The sequence below is a fragment of the Dactylosporangium sp. CA-139114 genome, assembly GCF_050955725.1.
Lineage (GTDB): Bacteria > Actinomycetota > Actinomycetes > Mycobacteriales > Micromonosporaceae > Dactylosporangium.
In genome coordinates this window covers 8,307,538-8,332,365 of sequence record NZ_CP192080.1, presented here as the reverse complement: position 1 = coordinate 8,332,365, position 24,828 = coordinate 8,307,538, and the positions used below count along the sequence as shown (strand labels likewise).

General features: G+C 72.1%; 23 protein-coding genes. 11 read left to right on the top strand and 12 right to left on the bottom strand.

The window, feature by feature from the left end:
- Positions 1-13 precede the first annotated feature (13 nt).
- The 3 genes from ACQP2P_RS37280 to ACQP2P_RS37270 all read right to left on the bottom strand — a co-directional run bounded on the left by ACQP2P_RS37280 (position 14) and on the right by ACQP2P_RS37270 (position 3,218).
- Positions 14-457: a DUF5709 domain-containing protein gene (locus ACQP2P_RS37280; RefSeq protein WP_433609074.1), complete on the bottom strand. Its 444-nt coding sequence runs from the start codon at positions 455-457 to the stop codon at positions 14-16.
- Positions 458-546: 89 nt separating this feature from the next.
- The gene (locus ACQP2P_RS37275) at positions 547-1,905 is read right to left on the bottom strand and encodes a GH1 family beta-glucosidase (protein ID WP_433609072.1); all 1,359 of its coding nucleotides are present in this window, start codon (positions 1,903-1,905) and stop codon (positions 547-549) included.
- A gap of 17 nt (positions 1,906-1,922) precedes the next feature.
- Positions 1,923-3,218, bottom strand: coding sequence for an ABC transporter substrate-binding protein (locus ACQP2P_RS37270; RefSeq protein ID WP_433609070.1), 1,296 nt, complete (start codon positions 3,216-3,218; stop codon positions 1,923-1,925).
- A gap of 168 nt (positions 3,219-3,386) precedes the next feature.
- On the opposite strand from ACQP2P_RS37270, the gene ACQP2P_RS37265 reads away from it, so the two are divergent.
- Both ACQP2P_RS37265 and ACQP2P_RS37260 read left to right on the top strand, forming a co-directional pair.
- On the top strand, positions 3,387-4,583 hold the full coding sequence (locus ACQP2P_RS37265) for an ROK family protein (RefSeq protein ID WP_433609068.1): 1,197 nt from the start codon (positions 3,387-3,389) through the stop codon (positions 4,581-4,583).
- 52 nt (positions 4,584-4,635) lie between these two features.
- The gene (locus ACQP2P_RS37260) at positions 4,636-5,655 is read left to right on the top strand and encodes a LacI family DNA-binding transcriptional regulator (RefSeq protein WP_433609066.1); all 1,020 of its coding nucleotides are present in this window, start codon (positions 4,636-4,638) and stop codon (positions 5,653-5,655) included.
- On the opposite strand, the gene ACQP2P_RS37255 is transcribed toward ACQP2P_RS37260, so the two are convergent.
- Positions 5,586-7,862, bottom strand: coding sequence for a tetratricopeptide repeat protein (locus tag ACQP2P_RS37255; RefSeq protein WP_433609064.1), 2,277 nt, complete (start codon positions 7,860-7,862; stop codon positions 5,586-5,588). The genes ACQP2P_RS37260 and ACQP2P_RS37255 overlap by 70 nt on opposite strands.
- Before the next feature lie 68 nt (positions 7,863-7,930).
- Between ACQP2P_RS37255 and ACQP2P_RS37250 the strand changes: the two genes are divergently transcribed.
- The gene (locus tag ACQP2P_RS37250) at positions 7,931-8,584 is read left to right on the top strand and encodes a pentapeptide repeat-containing protein (protein WP_433609062.1); all 654 of its coding nucleotides are present in this window, start codon (positions 7,931-7,933) and stop codon (positions 8,582-8,584) included.
- On the opposite strand, the gene ACQP2P_RS37245 is transcribed toward ACQP2P_RS37250, so the two are convergent.
- Both ACQP2P_RS37245 and ACQP2P_RS37240 read right to left on the bottom strand, forming a co-directional pair.
- A complete protein-coding gene (locus ACQP2P_RS37245; protein ID WP_433609060.1) occupies positions 8,564-9,010 on the bottom strand; it encodes a YdeI/OmpD-associated family protein in 447 nt (148 codons plus the stop codon). The two genes, ACQP2P_RS37250 and ACQP2P_RS37245, sit on opposite strands and share 21 nt — an antisense overlap.
- A gap of 5 nt (positions 9,011-9,015) precedes the next feature.
- Positions 9,016-10,131 carry a geranylgeranyl reductase family protein gene (locus ACQP2P_RS37240; RefSeq protein ID WP_433609058.1) on the bottom strand — a complete coding sequence of 372 codons (1,116 nt, stop codon included), beginning with the start codon at positions 10,129-10,131 and terminating at the stop codon, positions 9,016-9,018.
- A gap of 129 nt (positions 10,132-10,260) precedes the next feature.
- Here ACQP2P_RS37240 and ACQP2P_RS37235 point away from each other — a divergent pair, with 129 nt between their 5' ends.
- Together ACQP2P_RS37235 and ACQP2P_RS37230 are read left to right on the top strand one after the other, a co-directional pair.
- The gene (locus ACQP2P_RS37235; protein ID WP_433609056.1) at positions 10,261-10,746 is read left to right on the top strand and encodes a beta-class carbonic anhydrase; all 486 of its coding nucleotides are present in this window, start codon (positions 10,261-10,263) and stop codon (positions 10,744-10,746) included.
- A gap of 189 nt (positions 10,747-10,935) precedes the next feature.
- Positions 10,936-11,613 (top strand): hypothetical protein, encoded by a 678-nt coding sequence (locus tag ACQP2P_RS37230; RefSeq protein WP_433609054.1) that lies wholly within the window; start codon positions 10,936-10,938, stop codon positions 11,611-11,613.
- Positions 11,614-11,626: 13 nt separating this feature from the next.
- Here ACQP2P_RS37230 and ACQP2P_RS37225 read toward each other — a convergent pair whose 3' ends face one another.
- Together ACQP2P_RS37225 and ACQP2P_RS37220 are read right to left on the bottom strand one after the other, a co-directional pair.
- Positions 11,627-12,055 (bottom strand): hypothetical protein, encoded by a 429-nt coding sequence (locus tag ACQP2P_RS37225; protein WP_433609052.1) that lies wholly within the window; start codon positions 12,053-12,055, stop codon positions 11,627-11,629.
- Positions 12,056-12,623: 568 nt separating this feature from the next.
- The gene (locus ACQP2P_RS37220) at positions 12,624-13,433 is read right to left on the bottom strand and encodes an isocitrate lyase/PEP mutase family protein (protein WP_433609050.1); all 810 of its coding nucleotides are present in this window, start codon (positions 13,431-13,433) and stop codon (positions 12,624-12,626) included.
- A 65-nt stretch (positions 13,434-13,498) separates the two neighbouring features.
- Here ACQP2P_RS37220 and ACQP2P_RS37215 point away from each other — a divergent pair, with 65 nt between their 5' ends.
- Positions 13,499-14,401, top strand: coding sequence for an ArsR family transcriptional regulator (locus ACQP2P_RS37215; RefSeq protein WP_433609048.1), 903 nt, complete (start codon positions 13,499-13,501; stop codon positions 14,399-14,401).
- Between the two features lie 199 nt (positions 14,402-14,600).
- Here the strand turns inward: ACQP2P_RS37215 and ACQP2P_RS37210 are convergent, their stop codons facing one another.
- Entirely contained in the window at positions 14,601-15,032 is a 432-nt protein-coding gene (locus ACQP2P_RS37210) for a hypothetical protein (RefSeq protein WP_433609046.1), read from the bottom strand.
- A gap of 208 nt (positions 15,033-15,240) precedes the next feature.
- On the opposite strand from ACQP2P_RS37210, the gene ACQP2P_RS37205 reads away from it, so the two are divergent.
- Complete coding sequence (locus ACQP2P_RS37205) at positions 15,241-15,570, top strand: DUF6980 family protein (RefSeq protein ID WP_433609044.1); 330 nt, start codon at positions 15,241-15,243, stop codon at positions 15,568-15,570.
- An 18-nt stretch (positions 15,571-15,588) separates the two neighbouring features.
- Here the strand turns inward: ACQP2P_RS37205 and ACQP2P_RS37200 are convergent, their stop codons facing one another.
- Entirely contained in the window at positions 15,589-17,319 is a 1,731-nt protein-coding gene (locus tag ACQP2P_RS37200; protein ID WP_433609042.1) for a RecQ family ATP-dependent DNA helicase, read from the bottom strand.
- Positions 17,320-17,509: 190 nt separating this feature from the next.
- On the opposite strand from ACQP2P_RS37200, the gene ACQP2P_RS37195 reads away from it, so the two are divergent.
- The 3 genes from ACQP2P_RS37195 to ACQP2P_RS37185 all read left to right on the top strand — a co-directional run bounded on the left by ACQP2P_RS37195 (position 17,510) and on the right by ACQP2P_RS37185 (position 22,858).
- The gene (locus ACQP2P_RS37195) at positions 17,510-18,397 is read left to right on the top strand and encodes a sigma-70 family RNA polymerase sigma factor (protein WP_350617221.1); all 888 of its coding nucleotides are present in this window, start codon (positions 17,510-17,512) and stop codon (positions 18,395-18,397) included.
- 238 nt (positions 18,398-18,635) lie between these two features.
- Positions 18,636-19,727, top strand: coding sequence for a glycoside hydrolase family 16 protein (locus tag ACQP2P_RS37190; protein WP_433609040.1), 1,092 nt, complete (start codon positions 18,636-18,638; stop codon positions 19,725-19,727).
- Between the two features lie 284 nt (positions 19,728-20,011).
- The gene (locus ACQP2P_RS37185) at positions 20,012-22,858 is read left to right on the top strand and encodes a PQQ-dependent sugar dehydrogenase (RefSeq protein ID WP_433609038.1); all 2,847 of its coding nucleotides are present in this window, start codon (positions 20,012-20,014) and stop codon (positions 22,856-22,858) included.
- Between the two features lie 142 nt (positions 22,859-23,000).
- Here ACQP2P_RS37185 and ACQP2P_RS37180 read toward each other — a convergent pair whose 3' ends face one another.
- Positions 23,001-23,135, bottom strand: a complete 135-nt coding sequence (locus ACQP2P_RS37180; protein WP_433609036.1) for a GNAT family N-acetyltransferase — start codon at positions 23,133-23,135, stop codon at positions 23,001-23,003.
- A gap of 294 nt (positions 23,136-23,429) precedes the next feature.
- Between ACQP2P_RS37180 and ACQP2P_RS37175 the strand changes: the two genes are divergently transcribed.
- Positions 23,430-24,068 (top strand): hypothetical protein, encoded by a 639-nt coding sequence (locus ACQP2P_RS37175; RefSeq protein WP_433609034.1) that lies wholly within the window; start codon positions 23,430-23,432, stop codon positions 24,066-24,068.
- 212 nt (positions 24,069-24,280) lie between these two features.
- On the opposite strand, the gene ACQP2P_RS37170 is transcribed toward ACQP2P_RS37175, so the two are convergent.
- Positions 24,281-24,826: an RNA polymerase sigma factor gene (locus ACQP2P_RS37170; protein WP_433609032.1), complete on the bottom strand. Its 546-nt coding sequence runs from the start codon at positions 24,824-24,826 to the stop codon at positions 24,281-24,283.
- Positions 24,827-24,828: the final 2 nt, after the last annotated feature.

Sequence of the window (24,828 nt, the reverse complement as noted above, 5' to 3'; positions counted from 1 at the left end):
CCGCCGCGCGCCGTCAGAGGTCGCGGTCGTTCACGATGTGCATGGCGGCCTCCTCGGCCGAGGCCGCGCCGCCGTCGATGCCCACGTCGGAGCCGACCTCGTCCTTCTCCTCGTCCTCGCCGATGCCCTCGTCGGGCGCGACGAGCCGACCGGCCCGCCGGTCGCCGACCTCGCCGTCGTCGAAAAACTCGCCGGACTCGGTGGCGCGGCCGTAGTCGTCGAGGTCCGGGCGGGCCGACGGGTCCGGCTCCTCCTGGCGCAGCCGCTCGTCGAGCGACTCACCCTGCTCGGCCTCGGCCTGGGTGACCCCGAACGCGGTCACCCCACGCGGCTTCTCCGGCGGCGAGTACCCCTCGTCGAGGGCGTCGTCGAGCCCGCGGTCGGACAACGTGTCCTCCACGGACAACTGGCCCTCGTCGTCTGGATCCGGGTCCCAGCTGTCGGTCTGCTGCGTCATGTCGAAATCCCCTCGAAGGCGTCTGATCCGGGCGCGTCTGATGCTGGTGCCGCTGTGTCCCCTATACCCAGCGGCGCCCGAATCCGAGCCTAGATCACGGCCTCGCGTGCACGCTTGTGCGCGGCGATCAGCTCCGCGTACCGGTGCCCGCTCGCCTTGATCGTGCGCGCCTGGGTGTCGTAGTCGACGCGGACCAGCCCGAACCGCTTGTCGTAGCCGTACGCCCACTCGAAGTTGTCCAGCAGCGACCACGCGAAGTACCCGTCGACCGGCGCCCCGCGCAGCACCGCCTGCCGCACGGCGTCCAGGTGCCCCTCCAGGTAGTCGGTGCGCTCCTTGTCCTGGATCTCGCCGCCGGGCTCCACGGTGTCGTGCCACGCCGAGCCGTTCTCGGTGACGAGGATGCTCGCCGGTCGGTAGGTGTCGGCCACGCGGACCAGGATCTCCTCGAGGCCCTTGGCGTACACCTCCCACGGCATCGCCGTCTCGACCGACCCGGGCACCGGGATCTGGCGCGCGAACGGCGCCGCCCCGGCCGGGTCGTCGACCACGATCTGCCGGAAGTAGTAGTTGACGCCCAGGAACTCGGTCGGCGTCGCGATGATCCCGAGGTCCCCGTCGCGCACCGGCGGCTCGACGCCGTAGCACTCGACCATGTCGGCCGGGTAGCCGCGGCCGAACACCGGGTCGAGCCACCAGCGGTTGGTGTGCCCGTCGGCGCGCACGGCGGCGGCGACGTCCTCGGGCCGGTCGCTGCCGGGCTCGATCGGGCTCAGGTTGAGCACGATGCCCACGTTCGGCGCGAGCCGCGCGTTCGCCCGGATCGCCTGGTCGACGAGGCCGTGGCCGAGCAGCACGTGGTGCGAGGTGTGCACGGCCCGGGTGAGGTCGCGCTCGCCGGGCGCCATGCGGCCCTCCAGGTGCCCGATCCAGGACACGCACAGCGGCTCGTTGACGGTGTTCCAGTCGGCGACCCGGTCCCCGAGCCGCCCGGCCACGATCGCGGCGTAGTCGGCGAAGGCCTGGGCCGTGTCCCGGTTCGGCCAGCCGCCGGCGTCCTGCAGGGCCTGGGGGAGGTCCCAGTGGTACATCGTGGCGAACGGCCGGATGCCCTCGGCCAGCAGCGCGTCGACGAGCCGGTCGTAGAAGTCCAGGCCGGCCGCGTTCACGGCGCCGGTGCCGTCGGGCAGCACCCGGGGCCAGGCGACCGAGAAGCGGTACGCGTCGAGGCCCAGCCGCCGCATGATCGCCACGTCCTCGGGCCAGCGGTGGTAGTGGTCGCACGCCACGTCGCCGGTGTCGCCGTTGTCGACGTTGCCCGGCGCGTGCGAGAAGGTGTCCCAGATGGACGGCTTGCGCCCGTCCTCGGCGACGGCGCCCTCGATCTGGTACGCGGCGGTGGCGGCGCCCCAGACGAAGCCGGGCGGGAGTGCGGACAGATCCAGCACGGGGCGGTCTCCTCAGGTCAGATCTTGCCTTCGGCCGAGCGGAGCTTGGCCTTGATGGACTCGGTGGTGACCGGCCTGCCGGCCGCCGCGTCGGCGAACAGCTCCGCCATCGCCGTGCCGACGAGGGTCTCGAACCGGCTCTCCTCGGGCACCTGCGGCAGCGGGGCCGCGGTCGAGTTGAGCACCTGGAAGAGCACCTCCTGCTCGGGCGTGCGGAACGCCGCGTCGGAGTACGCCGAGCGCACCGCCGGCAGCGAGCCGTAGGCCTTGTTCAGGATGATCTGCTCCCGGTCGCTGGTCATGAACTCGACGAAGTCCAGCGCGCCGGTGAGGTTGCGGGTGTGCTTGTAGACGGCCATGTTGATACCGGCGACCATGCTGTTGATCCGCACGCCGCCGGCCCGGTACGGGTCGGCGAGGAACGGCACCGGGGCGACGCCGTAGTCGTCGGGGTTCATCCCGGCCTGCCGCAGCGACGGCCCGGCCGCCTGCCACAGCAGCATCGCGGCCTTGCCACCGGCGAAGGCGGCCCGCGACTCGTTCTTCGCGTAGCCCGCGCCGGCCGGGTCGACGATGTGGTCGTCGGCCATCAGCCCGACGTAGCGCTTGATCGCTGCGACGTTCTGGTCGGTGTCGAAGGTGGGGCTGCCGTCGGCGGCGAACCACTGCCCGCGGTACTGCTGCGAAAAGGTGAAGGCGTGGTGCGCGTTCTCGGCCGGGTTGCCGCCCTCGATCGCCAGGCCCCACTGCCCCTTCGCGGGCTTGGTGAGCCGCTTGCCGTCCGCGACCAGTTCGTCCCAGGTCTTCGGCGGGCTCGCGATGCCCGCCTCGGCGAACATGCGCTTGTTGTAGTACAGCGCGTAGGACAGCGAGTACAGCGGCACGGCCGACGGCGGCGTGCCGGGCGCCCCCGCGGCGGCCAGCGCGTTGGGCACGAACCGGTCCCGGCCGCCGACCTTGTCCAGGGTCCGGCCGTCGAAGGGCACGAAGGCCCCGGTCGCCTGCAGCGAGGCCGACCAGGTGTTGCCGATGTTCACCACGTCCGGCCCGCCGTCGTCCTTGGTCGCGGCCATGAGCCGGTCGAGCAGGTCCGGCCACGGCACCACCTCGAGCCGCACGTGGACGCCGGTGCGCTGCTCGAACTCGTCGAGCTGCGGCTGCAGGGTCGCCCGGTCGAAGTCGAGGCTCGGGCCCTGGTTGCTGGCCCAGTAGACGAGGGTCTTCGCGTCGGCCGCGGGGTCGTCGCACGCCGCGACCGACCCGGCTAAGAGGGTCAGGGCGGCGAGGCTGAGGATGGCGCGGCGCAGCGGCATGGCGGGGCCCTTCTCGACAGGAGGGGGTGGCGGCGGTGTCCCTTATCTATCGAGACGTAATCGATCGAGACTTAATTTATGTCGCCATTTAAATGGCGCTCAGATCGTGCGTCAAGGTCTCTGCCCTTAGAGTTGCCAGCGCGGGCGGCGACGACGACGGGGGTTGGCGTGCAGGTCGAGCGGGCGAGCAATCGAGGAGTACGACTGCGTAACCGCTCCGCCCTGCTGACCCGGCTGTTCCTGGAAGGCCCGCTCACCCGCCAGGACCTGTCCCGCCGCACCGGCCTGAGCCAGCCCGCGGTGAGCAACGTCGTGAGCGACCTCATCGACGACGGGATCGTCGAGGAGGCCGGCGCCCAGGAGTCCGACGGCGGCCGGCCCGGCATGATGCTGCGCGTCGACCCCGGCTTCGCCGTCGTCGCGGGCGTCGACGTCGGCGAGACCCGCGTCCGTGTCGAACTGTTCGACCTCGGCCTGCGCCGGCTCGCCGAGCACGACCACCCGATCGAGCCGGGCGGGACGCCGCCGGAGGCCGTGGCCAGGCACATCCTCACCGGGCTGCGCACGGTCGCGGCCGGCCGCGAGGTGCTCGGCGCCGGGATCGGCGTCTCCGGGATCGTCCAGCAGCGGCCGGAGGGTGCCCTCGTGCACGCGCAGACGCTCGGCTGGGATGCCGTACCGCTGGAGGCGCTCCTGCGCGCCGGCACCCGGGTGCCGCTGCACCTCGAGAACGGCGCGAAGACCCTCGGCCAGGCCGAGATGTGGTTCGGCGCCGGCCGCGGCCACCGCCACGCCGTCTTCGCCCTCCTCGGCTCCGGCGTCGGCGCGGCCGTCGTCACCGGCGGCACCACCTACCGCGGCGCGTCCAGCAGCGCGGGGGAGTGGGGCCACACCACGCTCGTCTACGGCGGCCGCCCCTGCCGCTGCGGCTCCGCCGGCTGCCTCGAGGCCTACGCCGGCGCCGCGGCGATCCTCGCCCGCTTCCGCGAGCGCTCCGGCCGCCCGGCCCCCGGCGGCGACGAGGAGTCCCGGCTCACCGCCCTGGCCGCCGCGGCCGCCGACGGCGAGCCCGACGCCCGCGCGATCCTCGACGAGACCGCCGACTACCTCGGCGCCGGCGTCGCCAACCTCGTCAACCTGTTCAACCCGGAACTCGTCGTCCTCGGCGGCTGGGCCGCGCTGGCCCTGGAACACCTCCTGCCGCGCGTGCGCGCCTCGGCCGCCCGGCACGCCCTGCGCCAGCCGTTCGCCCAGGCCCGCATCGAGCTCGGCCGGCTCGGCCTCGACGCCGTCGCCCTCGGCGCCGCCACCCTGCCGATCGCGCGGCTGCTCACCGGCGGCGGGGCCGGCCCGCCCGCCGCGTGACCCGGCAGGTATCGACGCAGGGGAATTGATCGATGCCGGTATCGTGCGCGTCGTGGTCCAGGACGCGCGCAGGCGCCGGGGAATGCGCGACGTCGCGGCCGCGGCCGGCGTCTCCGTCAGCACCGTCGCCAACGTCCTCAACAACCCCGGCGTCGTCGCCGAGGCCACCCGCGCCCGGGTCGAGGCGGCGATGGACACCGTCGGCTTCGTCCGCAGCGCCCCCGCCCGGCAGCTGCGCGGCCTGCCCAGCCGGCTCGTCGGCTCGATCACCCCCGACCAGAGCCACCCCTTCTACGCCGAGCTCAACCGCGGCATCGAGGACCACCTCGACGAGGCCGGCTGCATGCTGCTGGCGTGCAGCACCGACCTGCGCCCCGACAAGGAGCTGCGGGCCCTGCGGCTGCTGGAGGAACAGTCCCCGCGCGGCGTCATCATCACCCCGACCGGCGAGCAGCCGCAGCGCCTGAGCGCCGTCAGCTCCCGCGGCACCCCCGTGGTCCTGCTCGACGCCCGCCAGGGCGGCACCGGCCTGTGCGCCGTCGCCGTCGACCACGAGCTCGGCGGCCGGCTCGCCGGCGAGCACCTGATCGGCCTGGGCCACCGCCGCATCGCGTTCGTGACCGCCGGCCCCGACATCGAACCGGTCCGCCGGCGCCGCGACGGCCTCGCCGCGGCCTCCCGCGACGCCGGCCTCGTCGAGCTGCGCATGGCCCCCGGCGGGTTCGCCGAGGACACCGGTGCCGTGATCAGCGCCCTGCTCGACCGGGCCGGCCCGCCGACCGCCGCCGTCTGCGTCAACGACGTCGTCGCGCTCGCCCTCATCCGCGGCCTGGAGGCCCGCGGCCTGCGCGTGCCCGGCGACCTGTCCGTGGTCGGCTACGACGACCTGCCCTTCGCCGCGCACGTGCGCCCCGCGCTGACCACGATCGCCCGCCCGATCCGCGCGCTCGGCCGGGCCGCCGCCGAGCTCCTGCTGTCCGAGGACACCGCCGGCCACCGCCATCAGGAGGTCGTCTTCGCCCCCGAGCTCGTCATCCGCTCCACGACCGCCGCCGCCCGTCCGGCGAGGTAGACCGTCAGTGGATGCTCCGCCCCGAGCAGTGCACGACAGGTCTCGGCCCGGGCGTTGAGCAGGCTGATCCCAATGCGCTCGTGGACGTGCTCGCTGGAGCTGCGGACCGCGTGCAGCAGTATGTCCTCGCCGGTGTCCGTCGTCAGTTGCTGCAGCTGCCCGCCGGCGGCTTCGCGCTCGCCCGCCTTGAACGCCCAGGTAGCGGCGTCTAGCCGGGTGCACAGGGAATGTGGATGCCACCGGCCCAGGATGCGCTCCCGGTCGCTGGCGAGTTCGAGCGTGAGCCGCGCCGCCGCCGCGAACTCTCCGCTGCAGCCGCAGATCTGCCCGATGAGGGTGCGGGTCTGCAGCACACGTGGGCTGTCGGGGCCGAGCAGGCGGTTGTAGGCGTCGCGGACCTCTGCCAGGAGGACCACGGCCTCGGCGGGCCGTGTCTCGGCCAGGAAGGAGCCGATGTAGTGACTGGTCAGGATCGTGTCATGGTGGTCCGGCCCGTATACCCGCTCGTGGTCGCGGCGTAGCTCCTCCAGCAGGGCCAGGCTCGTCGCGGTTTTCCCCACCTTGCCCAGCGCGTAGCCGTGCAGCCGCCGCGCGTCGAGCGTGGCCGGGTCGTCGGGGCCGAAGACGCGACGAAGGTCCGGCACCAGCGTCTCGAACATCCGCACCGCCTCGGCCTGGTCGTGCGGGTCGGCCAGACCCTGGGCGAGCCGCAGCCGGGCCCGCAGGGTCTCCGGTGCGTCGGGGCCGAGGGTGCGTTCACGCTCCCGCCACAACCTTCCGAGTTCGCTGATCGCGGCGTCCCCGTCCGAGAGCAGCCGGGCGTAGAAGGCGGCAGTGACATCGGCGTCGGCGATCCCGCCGGCGGCGGCCCGGCGGAAGGCGAGCACAGCGATGTCGTTGATGAATCGCTGCGCCGCGGCCTCGCCGATGTCGAACGCCTGCCCCGGCGCGGCCTGATCGATCAGCGCCGTCCACGTCTCCTGCGGCACCCGATCCAGCCCACCGACGTCGATGAGGTAGTCGAAGGCCAGCAGCCGCCCATCGTCGCCGGTCGGTACCAGCAGGCTGCTGGCGCCGTGGGCCGGGGCGGTCGCCCAGCGCACCGCCTCGTCCAGCGGTTCGGGCCGCAGCAGCGCACCGTCGCGCTGTCGCAGGTAGGACTCGGCCAGCAGCGCGAGGAATTCGACCGGCTGCGGCTCGTGCACGCCGGCGCGGCGGCAGTCGACGGCTGCTGCCACCAATGCGGCGCCCCGCGGGTGGGCACCCGGGCTCCAGCCGGCCTGCCAGGCCCGCGCCAGGTCAGGTCCGGCAGCGAGGAGCTCGGCGACGCCGAAGCGCCCGGCGTTGCGGACCGCACCGCGGATGCGCGGGTCGTCGTCGTGCTCCCGGGCTCGGGCGAGTTCCGCGTCGCTCCACTGGCGGGGCAGCTCCACGACGCTCGCCAGCCCGAGCACATCGCGGGCGTCGCGCCAGGTGCTGCGAGAGCCGTCGGACGGATCCGTGGAAGCGACCAGCCGGTCGTACTCCGGGCTCCGGAGCGTCGCCACCAGCCGGACGTCCCGGTCGCCGCTGGTCATCCGGCGCACCACCGCGGGGGTCAAGCCGTCCACGCCCAGAAAGCGTTCGAGGTCGTCGAGCCACACGACGGCCCGGTGCAGCTCCGCGACCACCGGGACGATACGGGCCAGAGCCGGCCGGTCCGCCGGCGCGACGAAGACGTGCCGCGCCAGCTGTTCCCGCACCGCCTCGTAGGCGGCGCGCGTCTTGCCCGCCGTGGAGTCCCCGACGAGGAGCACCAGTCCGCCTTGGCCGAGCGTGGCACGCAGCCGGTCGTCGGCGTCACGGGCGATGTACGGCGGCACCCGGTCGAGCCCGCGACGCCTGCCCGCCCCGCGATCGTGGGCCTCTGCTGGGTGCACCCGCACGGCGAGCGCGTCGTCGACGTCGCGGACCAAGGGCAGCCGCCCGCCCGGGCCGATGACGAGCAGACTGTCGGGCAGCGTGACGCGTAGCTGGTCATGCTTCGTCAGCAGCACCTGACCCCGCCCGGCGACGACGGCGAACACGGCGGCGCCGACCGTGGCGACACCCAGGAGGAACGGCCGGCCGGGAAACAGCGCCGAGACGATACCGGCCGCCGCGACCGGCGGAGCCGACACCACCAGCAGCGCCCAGCCCCGCAGCCGGTTCGATAGACGACGACGCATAAGTACACCTAAGGGCACGCAGGGTAACCGGAGGAAGCAACTCGGCGCGAAGCCGATAGGGTGACCGCATGGCCGTCGCGCAGTCGCTGGGGGAGCTCCCGTACGCCGCCTACCTCCGGCCCCACCCCGACGGCGAACCCCTCGCCCCCGACGGCGACTACACCGAGATCCACTTCGACGGGGCCGCGTTCGACGGCGGCGAGGCGACCAGCGCCAAGTTCATCGAGTCCGCGTTCACCGGCACCACCCTCACCACCGTCGGCCTCGAACGGGCCCGGTTCAGCGACGTGTGGCTGAGCCGCAACCGCTGGGTCGGGGTGCGCGTCGCCGGCGGCGAGTGGCTCGACGTGGCCGTGCTCGACAGCGCGCTCGCCGGCGTGCAGGCGTACAGCTCTCGCCTGCGCCGCGTCACCTTCCGCGGCTGCAAGATCGACACCCTGAACCTGCGCGGGGCCACGCTCACCGACGTCGTCTTCGAGGACTGCGAGCTCGACGAGCTCGACTGCGCCGGGGCCGGCCTCACGAACGTCACGTTCCCCGGCTCGTCCCTGCGCAACGCCCGCTTCTCCCAGGTGACGTGCAAGAAGGTGGACTTCCGCGGCGCCCGCGAGCTCGACGTCGCCGACGGCGCCGACGCGCTGCGGGGCGCGACCGTCGACGAGCGTCAGCTCATGCAGCTCGCACCCGCCCTGGCCCAGGCGCTAGGCATTCTCGTCAAGTAGCGCCGCGACCGCCTTCGCCACGCGGCGCTGCCGGGTCTCGGCGGTCTTCGCGCCCTCGACCGACAGCACGTGGCGGCTCTGGTTGCTGTACGACAACGCGTCGAAGCGCGCCCGCGCCCCCGGCTCGGCCTCCAGCGCCGCGGCCAGGTCGGCCGGCACCGCCACCGTCCGCGGCGCCCCGTCCGGCTCGACGTCCACGTCGAACGTGTCGCCGGCCGCGACCCCCGCCCCGGCCCGCACCTCGGCCGAGACCGGCAGCAGGAACGCGCCGCGCATCGAGGCGACCGTGCTGCGGTACGTGTACCCGTTGATCGTCACCGTCACCGGCGGCTTCCTGCCGGTGCCGAGCGCCTCCACGACCTCGGCGGGCACGGTGATGCCGGTCGCCGTCCTGCCGTGCAGCTCGAGGGTCGCGCGGAATCTCATGGGGCTCAGCCAAGCAGGCGCAGCGCCTGCCGTACAGGAAAACGCTCGACCGTCCCCACGAAGGACGTCTCCCCGTGGCAGAAGCGCTCGAACATGCGCCAGCCCGGCGGGGTGCGCAGCAGGTTGTGGAACAGCCGCGGATGGCGCGCGAACACGGCCAGCAGCCGGGCGCCGGCCCGCATCGTCGGCACCAGCGTCTCGGTGACGTCCCGCTCGTACCTCGCCAGCTCCTTCCCGGCCGCCGCCGCCCCGGCCAGCGCGCCCGAGCGGGTGGCGAAGCTGATCCCCTCCCGCGTCCACGGTTCGAGCAGCCCCGCGGCGTCCCCGGCGACGATCACGTTGCCCCGGCGCAGCGGCGACGATTCGGTACGGCACCGCGTCAGATGCCCCGAGTCGTGCACCGGCTCGATCCCGTCGAGCCCCAGCCGCGCCAGAAAGTCCCGCAGATAGGCCTTGGTCCGCTCGCCGTCCCCGCGCGCCGAGATCACCCCGACGGTGAGCAGGTCGCCCTTCGGGAACACCCACGCGTAGGAGCCGGGCAGCGGCCCCCAGTCGATGAGCAGCCGCCCCTTCCACTGCGCCTGCCGGTCCGCGCCGATCGGCAGCTCCACCTCCAGCCCGAGGTCGACCTGCCCGTACTCGACGCCGACATGGCGCGCCGTGACCCCCGACGACCCGTCGGCCCCGATCGCCGCCGCCGCCGTCACCGTCTCGTCGCCGGCGAGCCGGATGCGCACCCCGCCCTCGTCCTGCTCGACGCCGCGGACCGGCGTCGCCTGCCGTACCGTCGCACCCGCTTCTTCCGCGGCCCGCCGCAGCGCGTCGTCGAACTCGGGCCGCCGGACCATCGCCAGCAGCGGCCGCCGGGCCGACCTGCGCGTGAACGCCGCCCGCCCGTCGTGGGTGAAGTCGGCCCGCTCGATGCGGTCGTCGGCCGGGACCGTGATGCGATCGGCGACCGCCGCCACCGAATGGCCGATCAGCCCGCCGCCGCAGGTCTTGTACCGCGGGTGCGTCGCCTTCTCCAGGACGAGCGTGCGCGCGCCTCGCCGGGCGGCCTCGTACGCGGCTGACAGTCCCGCCGGTCCGCCACCGATGATCGCCACGTCCCAGTCAGTCACCCGAGCACCTTAACGGTCCGGCCCGGCGGCCCCGCGCTCGTCGTGCTCCGGCCGTCCGGCCAGGGTGACTTTGGCCTCGTGTGACCAACACATCAGCCGTTCGGGTGACGAATCTGCTTCACTCGGTGCATGTCCGCGATCGACCACCTGATCCATGCGAATGCCCGGTACGCCGAGACCTTCCCGGGCCCGCGCCCGCTGCGCCCGAAGCTGCGCCTGACCGTGATCTCGTGCATGGACTCGCGCCTGGACCTCTTCGGCGCGCTGGGCCTGGAGATCGGCGATGCCCACCTGATCCGCAACGCCGGCGGCCTGCCGACCGAGGAGGTGCTGCGCTCCCTCGCGATCAGCCAGCGCAAGCTCGGCACCCGCGAGGTGGTGCTCATCCACCACACCGAGTGCGGCATGGAGGGCTTCGACGACCCGGCGTTCCGCGCCGAGCTGGCCGAGACGGGCGTGACCCCGACCTGGAACGTGCCGGGCTTCAGCGACCTGCACGACACCATGCGCAACTCGATCCGCACGGTTCGCGAGTGCCCCTGGATCCCGTACCGCGAGGACGTGCGCGGCTTCATCTTCGACGTGGCGACCGCCAAGATCGAAGAGGTCGTCTGACACTAGGTCGCCCTCCCGCATGCCGGACAATGACGTCCGCATGGTGAACGCTGCCCCGCACTGCGCGTAGACACCCCAGTGCGGTCCGTGTCGACCCGTGAGCCCCTACCGCAAATTGCATACGGCAGGGGTGGCGCCGAGGGATCCACGCCGCCCGCATGGGGTGATGCATGCGGCACGATCGGACCCATGCGCTACGGGGGGAGACTCAACCGGATCGAATTCACAGCCCTGATCGACCAGCAGGCCGGCCGGGTCCGCGCGAACGCCGCGACGCTGCCGCTCTACGGTCCGGCGACCTGGCCGGGCCCGTGCCGCCTGGGCGCCTGGGGCTGGGAAGACGACCGCCTGATGCACGCCGGCCTGCTCTACGGCACCCCGGAGACGGCCCCCATCACCGCGACCGCCGCCCCCGCCCTGGCCGGCGTGGGCCTGGACACGCCCGGCACCACCGTGACGGCCACCGCCCCCGCCCCGGACGGCCCGTGGGTCGAGGTGATCACCACCGCCGGCCCGCCGATGCCCCAGCTGATCGACCTGCGCATGGCCGCCACCGCCGCGGCCCGCACGGACCGCCGCAGCGTGGAACGCGCCCTGCGCGCGGCCTCGACCCCGGCCCCGGAGCGCGTGACGATCCCCGTCGACGGCGTGCCCCGCGAGTTCTCCCGCTGGCCGGACGAGCCGCTCGGCGACTCCCTGGGCCGCGGCTGGCTGGCGATCCTGGACGAGGTGCCGGGCCTGCTGCTGCGCGTGTCGGGCCTGACGCCGGCGGATCTGGCCCTGGCCCGGGTCCGCGACGTCGAGCCACATTTGACGGGCACGCGGGCGCACCTGCTCGCCGGCTACGACGCCTACGGCAGCGACTGACCCGGCCCGACGATCACTGGGCCGCGAGGGCCTGCGCGAAGTTGACCCGCTGGATCGCCTCCGCCGTGTGCAGCGGGGAGTACACGATCTCCTGCGCCAGATAATGGTTCGGCCCCGACTGGATCGACACCACGAGCGGCCCCGACATCGCGTGCGTCTTCGCGGTCAGGAACAGCAGCCCGAACAGCAGAAACAGGCTCAGCCCGCAGGTGAAGATCGACAGCAGCAGCGCCAGCACCGCACACGTCACCGCCAGCCCGACACCCCAGCCCGCCGTCGTCGTGATCGGAATCGGCTGCGAGACCACCATCCAGCGGCTGCCGCGGATCGGCCACACACCGACGGGGGTGTAGATCGCCACCCCGTCGACGCGCACGTCGCCGATACGCACGTCGGGGCCGTTGTAGAGCGGGGCGCCGCTGTACGGCACGGGCAGCGTCACAACCGGATTCTCGCCCAGCCCCCGCCCCGCGAGACACCGGCCGGAAGGACGGAATGCACTCACCCGCGACGATCCGCTCGTCGTCCTTACGTCCCGCTCCTCACGCCCGGCCGACAGCACCCAGCGCGGCGAGCTGTTCCTCGTGTCCGGTCAACGGCACCCGGCGGGGCGCGGTGATCTCTGTTCCTTGTGTCCGGCCGACGGCACCCAGCGCGGCGAGCTGCTCCTCGTGCCCGGCCGACAGCACCCAGCGCGGTGATCTCTGTCCCTCGTGTCCGGCCGACAGCGCTCAGCCCTGCGACGGAGCCAGCCCGGAGAACCCAGGGCAATCCTGAAACGCCGTTCGGCCCCACCGGCGCAGGCTCCCCGGCCCGGCAACCACGCCCGCGCAGCTGATCCCGAACCCCCTCAGCGCCGACTCCCAAACGAGCCAGACGTGTGCAATGTTTCGCGGCCCCCTGGGCACGGCCGGGCGGTCCCCATCCAACCCCGGGGACCGGGGGACCGCCCGATGCCCAGCGGAAGCAACGCCCGCAGATTGCCGCAGCTCCCGCCAAATCACGAAATTTCAGGACATAAGCGAATTAAGCTCGCCAAAGTCATACGAATCCGCCAGCGAGCTGTACGTACCCGCGGTGTACGCCTCCCGGGCCGCCCGCCGAGCCAACGCGTACGCGGCCTCGGCAATCCACGACCCAAGGCTGACCCGCGCCACCCCGAGCGCCGCAAGCTCCCCAACCGAAGGCGTCCCCGGCTGCGCGAGCACGTTCAACGGCGCCGGAATCGCCTTGGCCAGCCCCGCGATCGTGTCGGCATCGGCGACCCCGGGCACAAAGATCCCGGTAGCACCGGCCGCGAGATACGCCTCGGCCCGGCCGACGGTCTCGTCGGGACGGCCGCGAAAGTACGTGTCGACGCGAGCGTTGATGTAGAGCTCCACACCCGCGTCCTCGGCCGCGGCGCGGGCCGCCGCGATGCGCGCCTGCTGGCCGGCGACGTCGCGCAGGCCCGCCGTGTCGCCGTCGCGGGCGGTGTCCTCGAGGTTCACCCCGACGGCCCCGGCCGCGATGACGCCGCGGATCGTCTCGGCGACCTCGGCCGGCGTGGCGCCGAAGCCGGACTCGATGTCGGCGGTGACGGGCAGGTCGGCGGGGACGGCGCGCACGATGCGGGCAAGGTGCTCGAGGGCCTGGTCCCGGGTGAGCGCGTCGCCGTCGGGGGCGCCGAGGGTCCAGGCCACGCCGGCGGAGGTGGTCGCGATCGCGGGGGCGCCGGCGGCGGCGACGACGCGGGCGGACGCGGCGTCCCAGGCGTTGACGAGCACGAGTGGGTCGGTGGCGGTGTGCAGGGCCCGGAATCGAGCGGCGCGGTTGGTCATGCGCGCCATTCTTCCGCCGCCGCGCGGGGCCGCCCCAACGTTTCAGTCCACACTAAATTGTTCCCGTGGTGTCGATCGATCTGTCCGCGTCCGCGATGGCGCGGATCCGGTTCGCGGTCTCCCCGTTGTGGGAGACGATCGCGAGCCTGCGAGTGCTGCGCGACCCGGGCGCGCACGCGATCCATCTGCCCTGGGTCTCGCGGGTGCGGGGCCTGGACCTGCCGGGGCTCGCGGGCCTGGTGCCGCCGGCGCCCGGCTACATCCCGGACTTCCTCACCCCGACGCCGCCGGGTCCGTTCCCGGAGCTCGACGACGAGCTGGCGCCGCTCGCGGCCACCCCGGCCGGCGTCGTGCGGGCGCAGACGGGGAGCGATCTCGATCCGGAGGTGCTGGCGGGGCGGCTGCGGGAGTACTTCGCCGCGGCGATCGCCCCCGACTGGGCGCGCATCCGGGTGCTGCTGGAGGCGGAGGTGTACGCGCGGGCCCGGTCGCTCGCCGCCGACGGGGTGGGCGGGCTGCTCAATGACCTGCACGCCAACGTGTCGTTCGCGGACGGGACGTTGTCGGTGCTGCAGCGCTGGTGCACGGCCGGGGATGTGCGCGACGGCGGGGATCTGGTGCTCGTGCCGTCGGTGTTCGTCTGGCCGTCGGTGCTCACGGTCTTCGGGGAGCGGGCTCAGCTGGCGTACCCCCCGCGCGGGGTCGGGGCGCTGTGGGAGTCGCGGGGCGGGGGCCGAAGCGCGTTGGGGGCGCTGGTGGGGCGGGCCCGGGCGCGGTTGCTGCTCGAGCTCGCGGTGCCGGCCTCCACGAGCGATCTCGCGGGGCGGACCGGGCTCACGCCGGGTGGTGTGTCGCAGCATCTCGCGGTGCTGCGCGCGGCCGGGCTGGTGCGGGCGCATCGCGCTGGGCGGGCCGTGATCAATGTCCGGACCGAGGCCGCCGAGGTCCTGATGGAGGCCCAGGAATGACGAAGATGACACGGGTGACCAAGGTGGTGCCGCACTCCGCTTTCCAATAGCACCATACACTATGCCACCTAATCGATCTTCCGAATGAACACGTCGAGTAATCGGTTGGCCCCACAAAAAGAACCGGCCGGCGCCAATGGTAGCGCCGACCGGCTCAAGAGCATTGACCGTGATTACGGTCGGTGAAATGCCGTTACGATCAGTTCTCCGAGGCGCCGAGCTCGGCCGTGCTCGCGCCCTCGACGCCCTGCTGGTGCACCTCGGTGCCCTCGGCGAACGCGGCCTCGAACTTCTCCTGCAGGGCGTTGAGCTCGCTGAACTGGGCCTCGTGCGAGGACTGGGCGCCCTCGGCGGCGAACACGTGGTCGTCGGAGGTCGCGTTGTGCGAGTAGTTGGTGTAGTCGTCCGACTCGTAGTGCACGGCCGCCGGCGCGTCGTACTCGGTGTGGTGGCCCTGCGAGAAGTTCGTCGACTCGGCGTCGTGGTGGCCCTCCTCGTAGACGCCGAACTGCGACTGCGCGTCGGTCTCGGAGCCCTGCGCCTGCTGCAGCTGGTCGATCTCGCCGCTCTCCTGGCCGGCCTCGTAGTGGCCGTAGTCCGCGCCGGTGTCGCCGGTCTCGAAGTCGCTCATGTGATGCGTCCCTTCAAAGGTCTGTGCGTAATGGTCTATGACGTGCCAGCGGCGCGTTGTGCGATGCGTGGTGAAAACGTGCTGGTGGGAGCGTAGACCGGCCCGGACGGCCCGAACTATCCCCCACATGACAGCTGATCAGCCAGTTTTCGTCGCGGCGCGGTGGCCGGTGCATACTCCTGCGGTGCTACGACACTGCTGTGACGGGATGCGTGCCCAGTTTCAGGACGACGACGTGGACCCGTGGGACGACCCGGACGTGGTCGTCGTCTACTCGGCCAAGTTCGACGAGTACGGTCTGCCGGTCCGCGACGGCGGCACGTCGATGGTCGTGATCGGCTTCTGCCCGTGGTGCGGCGCCCGCCTGCCGCAGTCGCGGCGGGACGCCTGGTTCGACGCGATGGAGCGGCTCGGCCTGGACCCGTGGGAGGACGAGCTGCCGGAGGAGTACCACACCGACGCGTGGTGGAAGCCCGAGCAGGTCCCGGGCACCGAGCGCGAGCACGTTGAGCCCGAGCGGGTGATCACGCCGAGCTGACGAGCCGCAGCGATCCCCCTACACCGGTTCGAGCAGCTTCGACTTCTGCACGATGGGCACGCTGAGCGTCTTGTACCCGACCTGCTCGAAGAGCACCACGACGCGGTCCTGCTCGTAGGCCATGACCGTTCCGGTGCCCCAGGCGGAGTGCCGTACCTCGCTCGAGACCGGGAACGGCCGGCTCTCGTCGACGGTCTTGCCCCCGGGCGCGGCCGGGCGCGGGTGCGACGGCGCGGATTCGGGCGCGGACGGGCGGCGGAACAGTTTCTGGTACCACTTGAGCGCCGGCACGACCGGGTCCACGACCACGGTGCCGTTGGCGCAGTTGTCGCAGTGCCCGCACGGGGCGTCGGCCTGTTCGCCGAAGTACGCCAGCAGGGACCGCCCGCGGCAGTTCGCGCTCTCCGCGTACTGGCGCATCATGTCGATCCGCGAGCGCCGCAGCGTCTGGTGCCGCTCGAACTGGGCCAGGGCGAGCCGGGACGCCTCGGCCGGGGTGGGCGCGTACCGCGGGACGGTGAGCTTGTTCCCGGCGCCGACCTCGGCCGCGCCGACCTGCTCCAGGAGGCTCAGCAGGGCGGTGATCCGGCGGGCGGGCAGTCCGCTGCGGGTGGCGAGCGCGGCCCTGGTCGCGGGGCCCTCGCGCAGCGCCGCCGCCAGCTGGGTCAGCTCCTTGCCGTCGGGCGCGCCGGTGGCGAAGAACCGCTGCAGGGCGACGTCCTCGGCGCGGAAGAACAGGATGGTGTTGGCCGGCTCGCCGTTGCGCCCGGCGCGCCCGATCTCCTGCAGGTAGCTGTCGGGGGAGTCGGGCAGGGCGACGTGGTGCACCCAGCGGATGTTGGGCTTGTCCACGCCCATGCCGAACGCGCTGGTGGCGACCATGACCGGGATCCGGTCGGCCATGAAGTCCTCGTAGCGGCGGTTGCGCTCGCCCGCGGCCAGGCCCGCGTGGAAGGCGACCGCGTCGATGCCGCGGTCGGCGAGGCGCTGGGCGTACTGCTCGGCGATGGCGCGCGTCGGGGCGTACACGATCCCGGGGTGTCGCTCCTGCTCGACCTGGGCCAGCAGGCGCTGCCAGCGCTGCTCGTCGCTGGTGCAGTGCACGGCGCCGAGTCGCAGGTTGGCCCGGTCCAGCCCGGCGACGAGGGTGAACGGGTCGCGCAGCCCGAGCGCGGCGATGATGTCGGCGCGCACGGGCGGCGAGGCGGTGGCGGTGAGCGCGACCACCGGTGGCCGGCCCAGTTCCCGGATGAGGTGCCCGAGCTGCAGATAGTCGGGGCGGAAGTCGTACCCCCACGCGCTGACGCAGTGCGCCTCGTCGACGGCCACGAGCCCCGGGCGCAGCGCCTTGACCTCGGCGAGGCGTTCGGGGTTGCCGAGCTGTTCGGGCGTGATGAACAGGAACCGGGCGGTGCCGGCCCGCAGCGCCTCGAGTGCCCGGCGCTGCTGGGCGGGGGTCTCGGCGGAGCTGATCCGCACGGCCTGGCCCTCGCGGCGGCGGTTGAGCCCGGCGATCTGGTCCTGCTGGAGGGCCAGAAGTGGTGAGATGACCACGGCGGGTCCGGCGATCAACGTCGCCGGAACCTGGTAGATCGCGGATTTTCCGCCGCCGGTGGGTAACACGACGAGTGCGTCACGCTTCTTGAGCAGGGCACGCATCGGCGGCAGCTGTCCGGGGCGGAGGGTGTCCCAGCCGAACTCTCGGCGGGCGGCACGGCGCAGGCGGGGCGCGTGGGGCACAAGGTTCATCGGGCGCGACTGTACCGGTGTTCGAACGCTTCGGCGCGCTATGCGACACGCCGAGCCTTGAGGACTCTCACCGTTCAGCAACCGAGATGCACCCGAAAGTGACGGCGTAAGCACCCTTCGTAGTCGAAAGTTCTTCGTGTCAGCAGGTGGACCGCCTGCATGGGGTCCACCCGGACACGAGGGGGAACCGATGACAACGACCCTTGAGGGTGCCACGCTCAAGGTCCAGTTGGAAGGCCGAGAGCTCGAGGACCTGATCCGCGAGCATCTGCCGCTCGTCGGGCATCTGGTGCGCCAGACGCTCGGCCGCCTGCCTGCCCACGTCAGCCGCGAGGACCTGGTCTCCGCCGGGATGGCGGCCCTGGCCGGCGCCGCCAAGGCGTTCGACCCGAGCCGCGGCATCCCGTTCGGCAGCTTCGCCACCACCCGCATCCGGGGCGCGATCCTGGACGAACTGCGCGGGCTGGACTGGGCGAGCCGCTCGGTGCGGGCCCGGGCCCGGCAGGTCGACGCGATGCAACAGGAGCTCACCGCGGCCCTCGGCCGCACCCCGACGAACGCCGAGCTCGGCGAGGCGCTCGGGGTGAGTATCGACGAGCTGCAGGCCATCGACGATGACGTCCAGCGGGCGGCCGTACTGTCGCTGCAGGGATTCGCCGCCGGCAGTGCCGAGGACATGGTCCCCGAGCGGGCGGCCGGGCCGGAGGACCTGATCCTGCATCGGGAGCGCATCGGCTACCTGCACAACGCCGTCGAGGCGCTGCCCGAGCGGCTCGGGAAGGTCGTCAAGGGGTACTTCTTCCAGGAGCGCCCCATGATGGAGATCGCGCACGAGCTCGGCGTCACCGAGTCGCGGGTCTCGCAGCTGCGGGCCGAGGCGTTGATGCTGCTGCGCGACGGGCTCAACACCCACCTCGACCCGGATCTCGTCTCGGCCAGCGACAAGCCGACGGGGTGTGTGGCCCGCCGCCGCGAGGCGTACCACGACAAGATCGCCAACGCGGGCAACCTCAACAGCCGCCTGGCCCAGACCAATCACCACGGCATGCCGTTCACCCAGTCCGGCCGCCACGCCTAGATCCGCGGTACCGCGGGGTACTCGGCCGGGGCCTGTCATGTATATGGCAGCCCCCGGCCGCACGTATTGCAACGCCAAAGATCGTGCGCACAGCGGTGGTAGGGTGGCCGCTGCAATTGGTCCGGCACGTGCTTGATACGTGCACAAATGCGCACCGATTGGCGGTCGAATGCGTTTCCAACCGGATGATGTCGACACTCCGGAACATGATGATCGGCCGGGGGAACCGGCCCTCCCGGTGCGTCGGCGGCGGGGCGGGCGCCGGCTCGGGGTCGTGGTCGCCTCGGCCGCCGCGGTGCTGCTCGTCGCGGCCGGCGCCGGCGCGGTCACCTACATGCACAAGGACTCCGCCGCCTCGAACCCGGAGACGGGCCAGGCGATCGACGCCGCGGGCAACGGCGACCCCGCGGGCGAGTCGGGCCTCGGCGAGGGGCCCTCGGGGTCCGCCTCGGCCGGCCCGTCGGCGTCGGTCAAGCCGGGCGGCGCCGCCTCCAAGGCCGGCGTCGGCTCCGCCCCGGGCGCCCCGTCGATCGCGCCCGCGGCCGGCAAGCGCTGGACCATCGGCTTCAGCGAGGAGTTCAACGGCAGCTCGCTGGACAAGACCAAGCTCAGCCCCTGCTTCGACTGGAACACCGGCGACTGCACCTCGACGTTCAACGGCGGGCGGGAGCACTACCAGCCCAGCCAGGTGGTCGTCTCCGGCGGCACCGCGAAGCTCATTGCCGCGCCGCTGAGCCCGCCGTACAAGAGCAGCGCCTGCCAGGGCGGGTCGTGCACGTACAAGGCGGGCCTGGTCTCCACGGCGCGCCCGAACGCCGACAACGGCTCGAAGTACCTGTATTCGTTCACGTTCGGCTACGTCGAGTCGCGCTTCAAGTTCCCGGCGACGCAGGGCTTCTTCACCGCGTTCTGGATGCTGCCGGCCGACCCGTCCTACAACTACAAGACGGAGCTCGACATCCTCGAGGAGATGGGCGACGACCCCTCGACGATGTACATGACGTACCACTGGGACGACCGCAAGGAGTCCATGCACGTCAACACCGGCAAGAAGAACAACGGCAAGTGCGCGGCGAAGGACTACTCGAAGGACTTCGTGCGGATGGGCGTGGACTGGGAGCCCGACCACATCTCCTGGTACATCGACGGCGTCGAGTGCGCGCGGTTCACCAACGCGCCCGCCATCGAGAAGGGCCCCATGCAGCTGCTCATGCACATGATGGTCGACAACGACTGGCAGCGCGGCTGGGGTGTGGGGCTCACCGACCCGTCGCTGACCCGCCAGCTCGAGGTCGACTACATCCGCGTCTATCAGCAGACGGCCGCCTAGCCGGGAGTGTCGTCGGCCCGCCGGTTCCCGTGACCGGCGGGCCCGGACGCTGACCGAACGGTCAATCCGGTCTCGGCGTATCGAACAATTAACCCTGTCGACGTCCAGCGATACGCTGTCGCCTGTTTCACGGGTGGACAGGGGGCGTAAATATGTCGCTGCGTCGGCGTTTGTCGGTTTTCGCAGCAGCCGCCGTCACGGCCGCCGGCGCGGCATTCGCGCTCGGATTCGGACATTCCTCCGCAACGGCGGCGACGTTGCCGAACGGCTTCCAGGAACAGGTCGTGTTCAGCGGCCTGACCCAGCCGACCAGCATCCAGTTCGCATCCGACGGCCGCGTGTTCGTCGCCCAGAAGAACGGCGTGATCAAGGTCTTCGCCAGCCTGTCGGCCACGAGCGGGACCGTCTTCGCCGACCTGTCCGCCAAGGTGCACGACTACTGGGACCGCGGCCTGCTCGGCTTCGCGCTCAGCCCGACGTTCCCGGACGACCCGTCCGTGTACGTGCTCTACGGCTACGACGCCCCGCCCGGCAAGACCGCCCCCGTCTGGCACGACGACTGCGTCGTCGAGGGCGGCGGGGCCGGCGGCAACTGCGTCGTCACCGCCCGGCTGTCGAAGCTGACCGCCGCCGGCAACCAGTGGAACGGCACCGAGACGCCGCTCATCAACGACTGGTGCCAGCAGTTCCCCAGCCACTCCATCGGCGACCTGCACTTCGGCCCCGACGGCGCGCTCTACGTCTCCTCCGGCGACGGCGCCAGCTTCGGCACCGTCGACTACGGCCAGTTCGGCAACCCCGTGAACCCCTGCGGCGACCCGGCCGGCGAGGGCGGCGCGCTGCGCTCGCAGGACCTGCGCAGCACCGGGGACCCGTTGCAGTACGACGGCTCGATCCTGCGCGTCGACCCGGCCAACCCGGCCGCCGCCAAGCCCGTCGGCTTCGGCCTGCGCAACCCGTTCCGGTTCACCGTCCGCCCGGGCACGAGCGAGATCTGGGCCGGCGACGTCGGCTGGAACTCGTGGGAGGAGATCAACCGGATCCAGACGCCGTCGACCTCATCCCCGGTGAACTTCGGCTGGCCCTGCTTCGAGGGCGCGGCCCGCCAGCCCGGCTACGAGGGCGCCAACCTGGGCCTGTGCAACAGCCTGTACGCGAACGGCGGGCAGACCAGCCCGTACTACACCTACAACCACTCCAACAAGATCGTGCCGGGGGAGTCCTGCCCGTCGGGCGGCTCGTCGATCACCGGGCTCGCGTTCTACCCGGGCGGCGGGTCCTACCCGAGCACGTACAACGGCGCCCTGTTCTTCGCCGACTACGCCCGCGGCTGCATCTGGGCGATGTTCAAGGGCGCGAACGGGCAGCCCGACCCGACCCAGATCCAGACGTTCTCGACCGGCGCGGCGTGGCCGGCGTACCTCACGATGGGCCCCGGCAACGACCTCTACTACGTCGACCTGGTCGGCGGCACCGTCCGGCGGATCCGGTACTTCCCGACGAACCGCCCGCCGGTGGCCTCCTTCACCGCCACCCCGACCTCGGGCACGACCCCGCTCGTCGCCCAGTTCGACGCGTCGGCCTCCACCGACGCCGACGTCGCGGACCAGAACCAGCTCACCTACCAGTGGGACTTCGACGGCGACGGGAAGTTCGACGCGACCGGGGTCAAGGTCTCGCACCCGTACGACAAGGACGGCAGCTACACCGCGATCCTGAAGGTCACCGACCCGCTCGGCGCGAGCGGCACCGCGACGACCACGATCACGGCCGGCACCGAGACCCCGACGGCGGTGATCGACTCCCCGGCGGCCACGTTCACCTGGGGCGTCGGCGACACGGTGAGCTTCTCCGGTCACGCGTACGACCCCCAGACGAAGAGCAACCTGCCGGACTCGGCCCTCAAGTGGGAGCTGCAGATGGAGCACTGCTCAGCTCCGGACAACTGCCACACCCACTTCCTGCAGACGTTCGGCGGCGTGAGCAGCGGCTCGTTCGAGGCGCCGGACCACGACTACCCGTCGTACCTGCGGCTGAAGCTCACCGCCACCAACGACGCCAATCTGACCAGCGTCGCGACCGTCGACCTGCAGCCCAAGACCGTCGAGCTGTCCTTCGCCAGCAAGCCCTCGGGCCTGCAGGTGGTCGTCGGCTCCTCCAGCCAGGCCACGCCGTTCACCCGCCGGGTCATCGTCGGCTCGACGAACTCGGTCAGCGCGCCGGCGCAGCAGACGACGAGCACGATGCTGTACTCGTTCGGCAACTGGTCCGACAACGGCAACCAGACCCACGCCCTGACGGCGCCCGCGACCGCCACGACGTACACGGCCACCTACAACGGCGTCGCCCCGATCGAGCTGCGCGCGAACGCCAACGGCAACTACGTCACCGCGGACAACGGCGGCAAGGCCCCGCTGATCGCCAACCGGACCGTCATCGACGCCTGGGAGCAGTTCGACGTCATCGACCAGGGCGGCGGCTTCGTGGCGCTGCGCAGCCGCTCGAACCTGCAGTACGTGACCGCGGAGAACGGCGGCAACTCCCCGCTGATCGCGAACCGCCCCGCCGTCGGCCCCTGGGAGAAGTTCGAGCTGATCGACAACGGCGACGGCACGATCAGCCTGAAGGCGAACGCGAACGGCAACTACGTGACCGCGGAGAGCGGCGGCAACGCGGCCCTGATCGCCAACCGCACCGCGATCGGCGCCTGGGAGAAGTTCACGAGGGTGAAGGCGCCCACGACCGTGAACGTGACCGCGTACATCAACAACTTCCTGGTGACGGCGGAGAGCGCGGGCACCAAGCCCCTGATCGCCAACCGCGGCGTCATCGGCGCGTGGGAGACGTTCGACATCGTCGACACCGGCGACGGGTACGTGGCGCTGCTCGCCCACGCGAACTCCCGCTACGTGACGGCCGAGAGCGCGGGCGGCAAGGCCCTCATCGCCAACCGCACCGTGGTCGGCGCCTGGGAGAAGTTCCAGATGGTGACGAACGCCGACGGCACGGTCAGCTTCAAGGCCAACGCCAACGGCCGCTACGTGACGGCCGAGAGCGGGGGCGGCAAGCCCCTGATCGCCAACCGCACCGAGATCGGCGCGTGGGAGAAGTTCGGCATCGCCCCGGCCTGATCAGATCCGTCGCCGACCGGCCGGGCCCCGCTCAGGGACCCGGCCGGCCCGGACTTGAACAGGCCGGCACGCTCTACGGCGCCGCACCCACCGGTCCGGGTGCCGACGTCCGGCCGTCCTTACGCCGTGGCCGGGCTGGCAGCTAAGAGACGCGCTCGATGTGCGGCTCCGGCACCGCCCACGACCACTCCAGCGCGGCCCGGAAGAGCGCCTCGGCAAGCCCGCTTCCGCGCGCCTCGGGGCGCACGAACACCGCGACGACGTGCGTCTGCTGCACGCCCTTGCCAGAACTCGTCCGGCATCGCGGCGGCCTGCTCGTACGTCTCGAGAAAGGCGATCGGCGCGACCGTTCGTCCCGGTGACCCCCCTGCTAGCCCCTCGAGGGGCTGCAGTAGCGCCTGGTCGTCCACGCCGGCAACCGGTCCGCGGCGCCGAGACGCGTCATCGACGCAGTGCTCGCCGACGCCGTGTGGATCGGGTGTCGTCTAGACGACACGGCCCTCGGCGAACAAACCTCCGGCGGGACGCATCGAACCCTACGAAACCGATGACGACTCTGAAGGAGTCCACCATGAACGCCAAGGTCCTGACCGCCACCGCCGTGCTCGCCGCCGGTCTGCTGCTGGCCGCCTGCACCAAGCCTCAGCACCAGAGCGGCGATGCGGCCCCGGCCGGCGCCCCCGCGTCCCCCACCGCTGCCCCAGCCAGCCGGCCGGCCACCACCAGCGCCCCGACCGGCCCGCCGGCCACCATCAACGCCCCGACCAGCCGCGCGGCCACGAACGACTTGAGCGTCGTGCTCGGCCCGGACGGGTTGGGCTCGCTGAAGCTCGGCATGAACCGGCAGCAGGCCCTCGCGACGCAGATGGTGGCCTCGCTGCCGGAGGCCACCAACGGCTGCACGACCGGGATTCTGTACGGTGCCCACAAGCCGTACGAGGGCGCCGTCTGGCTCCACGCGAGCGAGGGCGTGAGCGCCATCTACGCGTTCTCGGACGTGCACACCCGCGAGGGGCTGCATCTCGGCTCGACCTACGACGAGCTGATGCGGACGTACCCGGACTGGCAGCCCGTCGACCTGGGCCAGCGGGACGACCGTGGCTACGCGAAGGTGCCCGGTAACGCCAATGCCGTCTGGCGGATCGCGACCTCGGACGGCAAGGTGGCCTCGCTGGCCCTGCAGCTGCGCCACCAGGGCTGCTACGAGTAGGTAGAGGTTGTCGCTGCTGCATGCGGCGACCTGCCGCTCGGCCATGCCGTCTCACCATCACCGCTCACTAGTGATGCGGTGGCATCCGCCATGATCGCCGCCAGGTTGGCGATGCCCGTACACGCCGGGGGCCGGCGATGTGTTCGGCGTGCGCGATGTCGGCGACGAGGTGCCGAGCTCCGGCCGCGGAAGGTTCCTCCGGGACAGAACAGCTAGGCCAGGCGTTCGCGGACGTGGCGGCGGGCGTCGTGGATGCGGGACTTCAGGGTGCCCGACGGGATGCTCAGGTGGCCGGCGATCTCCTCGTAGGAGAGCTGGCACAGGTCGCGCAGGACCAGCGGGGCGACCAGCTCCGGGCGGTGGGCCTCCAGCTGCTCGAGGGCGTCCAGGAGATCCAGGCGGGAGCCCGCGATGACGCTCGTCGTGCGCGGGTCGGCCCGGTCCACCGGGAGCTGCGGGGTGGCCTGCTCGCTTGCTCGGCGCTTCAGGGAGCGGTACGTCTGGCGGGCGCAGTTGGCGGTCACGACGTACAGCCATGTGGTGAACGTCGAGCGGCCGTCGAACGTCGATATCTTCATCACCACCTGGAGCAGGGCGTCCTGGCAGGCCTCCTCGGCGTCCTGGCGGCAGGGCAGGATGCGCTGGCACTGGCGCATGACCTGCGGGGCGATGCGGGCCAGCAGCGCGTCGCGGGCGGCGTCGTCGCCGGCGCCCGCGCGTGCCGCGAGCTGGTCCAGGTCAAGATCTTCCGTCGCCACCG

Excerpts from the sequence above, each read along its gene's own strand:
- ACQP2P_RS37280 (WP_433609074.1), bottom strand. The coding sequence starts at position 457 with ATGACGCAGCAGACCGACAGCTGGGACCCGGATCCAGACGACGAGGGC.
- ACQP2P_RS37270 (WP_433609070.1), bottom strand. The coding sequence starts at position 3,218 with ATGCCGCTGCGCCGCGCCATCCTCAGCCTCGCCGCCCTGACCCTCTTA.
- ACQP2P_RS37255 (WP_433609064.1), bottom strand. The coding sequence starts at position 7,862 with ATGCGTCGTCGTCTATCGAACCGGCTGCGGGGCTGGGCGCTGCTGGTG.
- ACQP2P_RS37250 (WP_433609062.1), top strand. The coding sequence starts at position 7,931 with ATGGCCGTCGCGCAGTCGCTGGGGGAGCTCCCGTACGCCGCCTACCTC.
- ACQP2P_RS37245 (WP_433609060.1), bottom strand. The coding sequence starts at position 9,010 with ATGAGATTCCGCGCGACCCTCGAGCTGCACGGCAGGACGGCGACCGGC.
- ACQP2P_RS37235 (WP_433609056.1), top strand. The coding sequence starts at position 10,261 with ATGTCCGCGATCGACCACCTGATCCATGCGAATGCCCGGTACGCCGAG.
- ACQP2P_RS37230 (WP_433609054.1), top strand. The coding sequence starts at position 10,936 with ATGCGCTACGGGGGGAGACTCAACCGGATCGAATTCACAGCCCTGATC.
- ACQP2P_RS37220 (WP_433609050.1), bottom strand. The coding sequence starts at position 13,433 with ATGACCAACCGCGCCGCTCGATTCCGGGCCCTGCACACCGCCACCGAC.
- ACQP2P_RS37210 (WP_433609046.1), bottom strand. The coding sequence starts at position 15,032 with ATGAGCGACTTCGAGACCGGCGACACCGGCGCGGACTACGGCCACTAC.
- ACQP2P_RS37205 (WP_433609044.1), top strand. The coding sequence starts at position 15,241 with ATGCGTGCCCAGTTTCAGGACGACGACGTGGACCCGTGGGACGACCCG.
- ACQP2P_RS37200 (WP_433609042.1), bottom strand. The coding sequence starts at position 17,319 with ATGAACCTTGTGCCCCACGCGCCCCGCCTGCGCCGTGCCGCCCGCCGA.
- ACQP2P_RS37195 (WP_350617221.1), top strand. The coding sequence starts at position 17,510 with ATGACAACGACCCTTGAGGGTGCCACGCTCAAGGTCCAGTTGGAAGGC.
- ACQP2P_RS37175 (WP_433609034.1), top strand. The coding sequence starts at position 23,430 with ATGAACGCCAAGGTCCTGACCGCCACCGCCGTGCTCGCCGCCGGTCTG.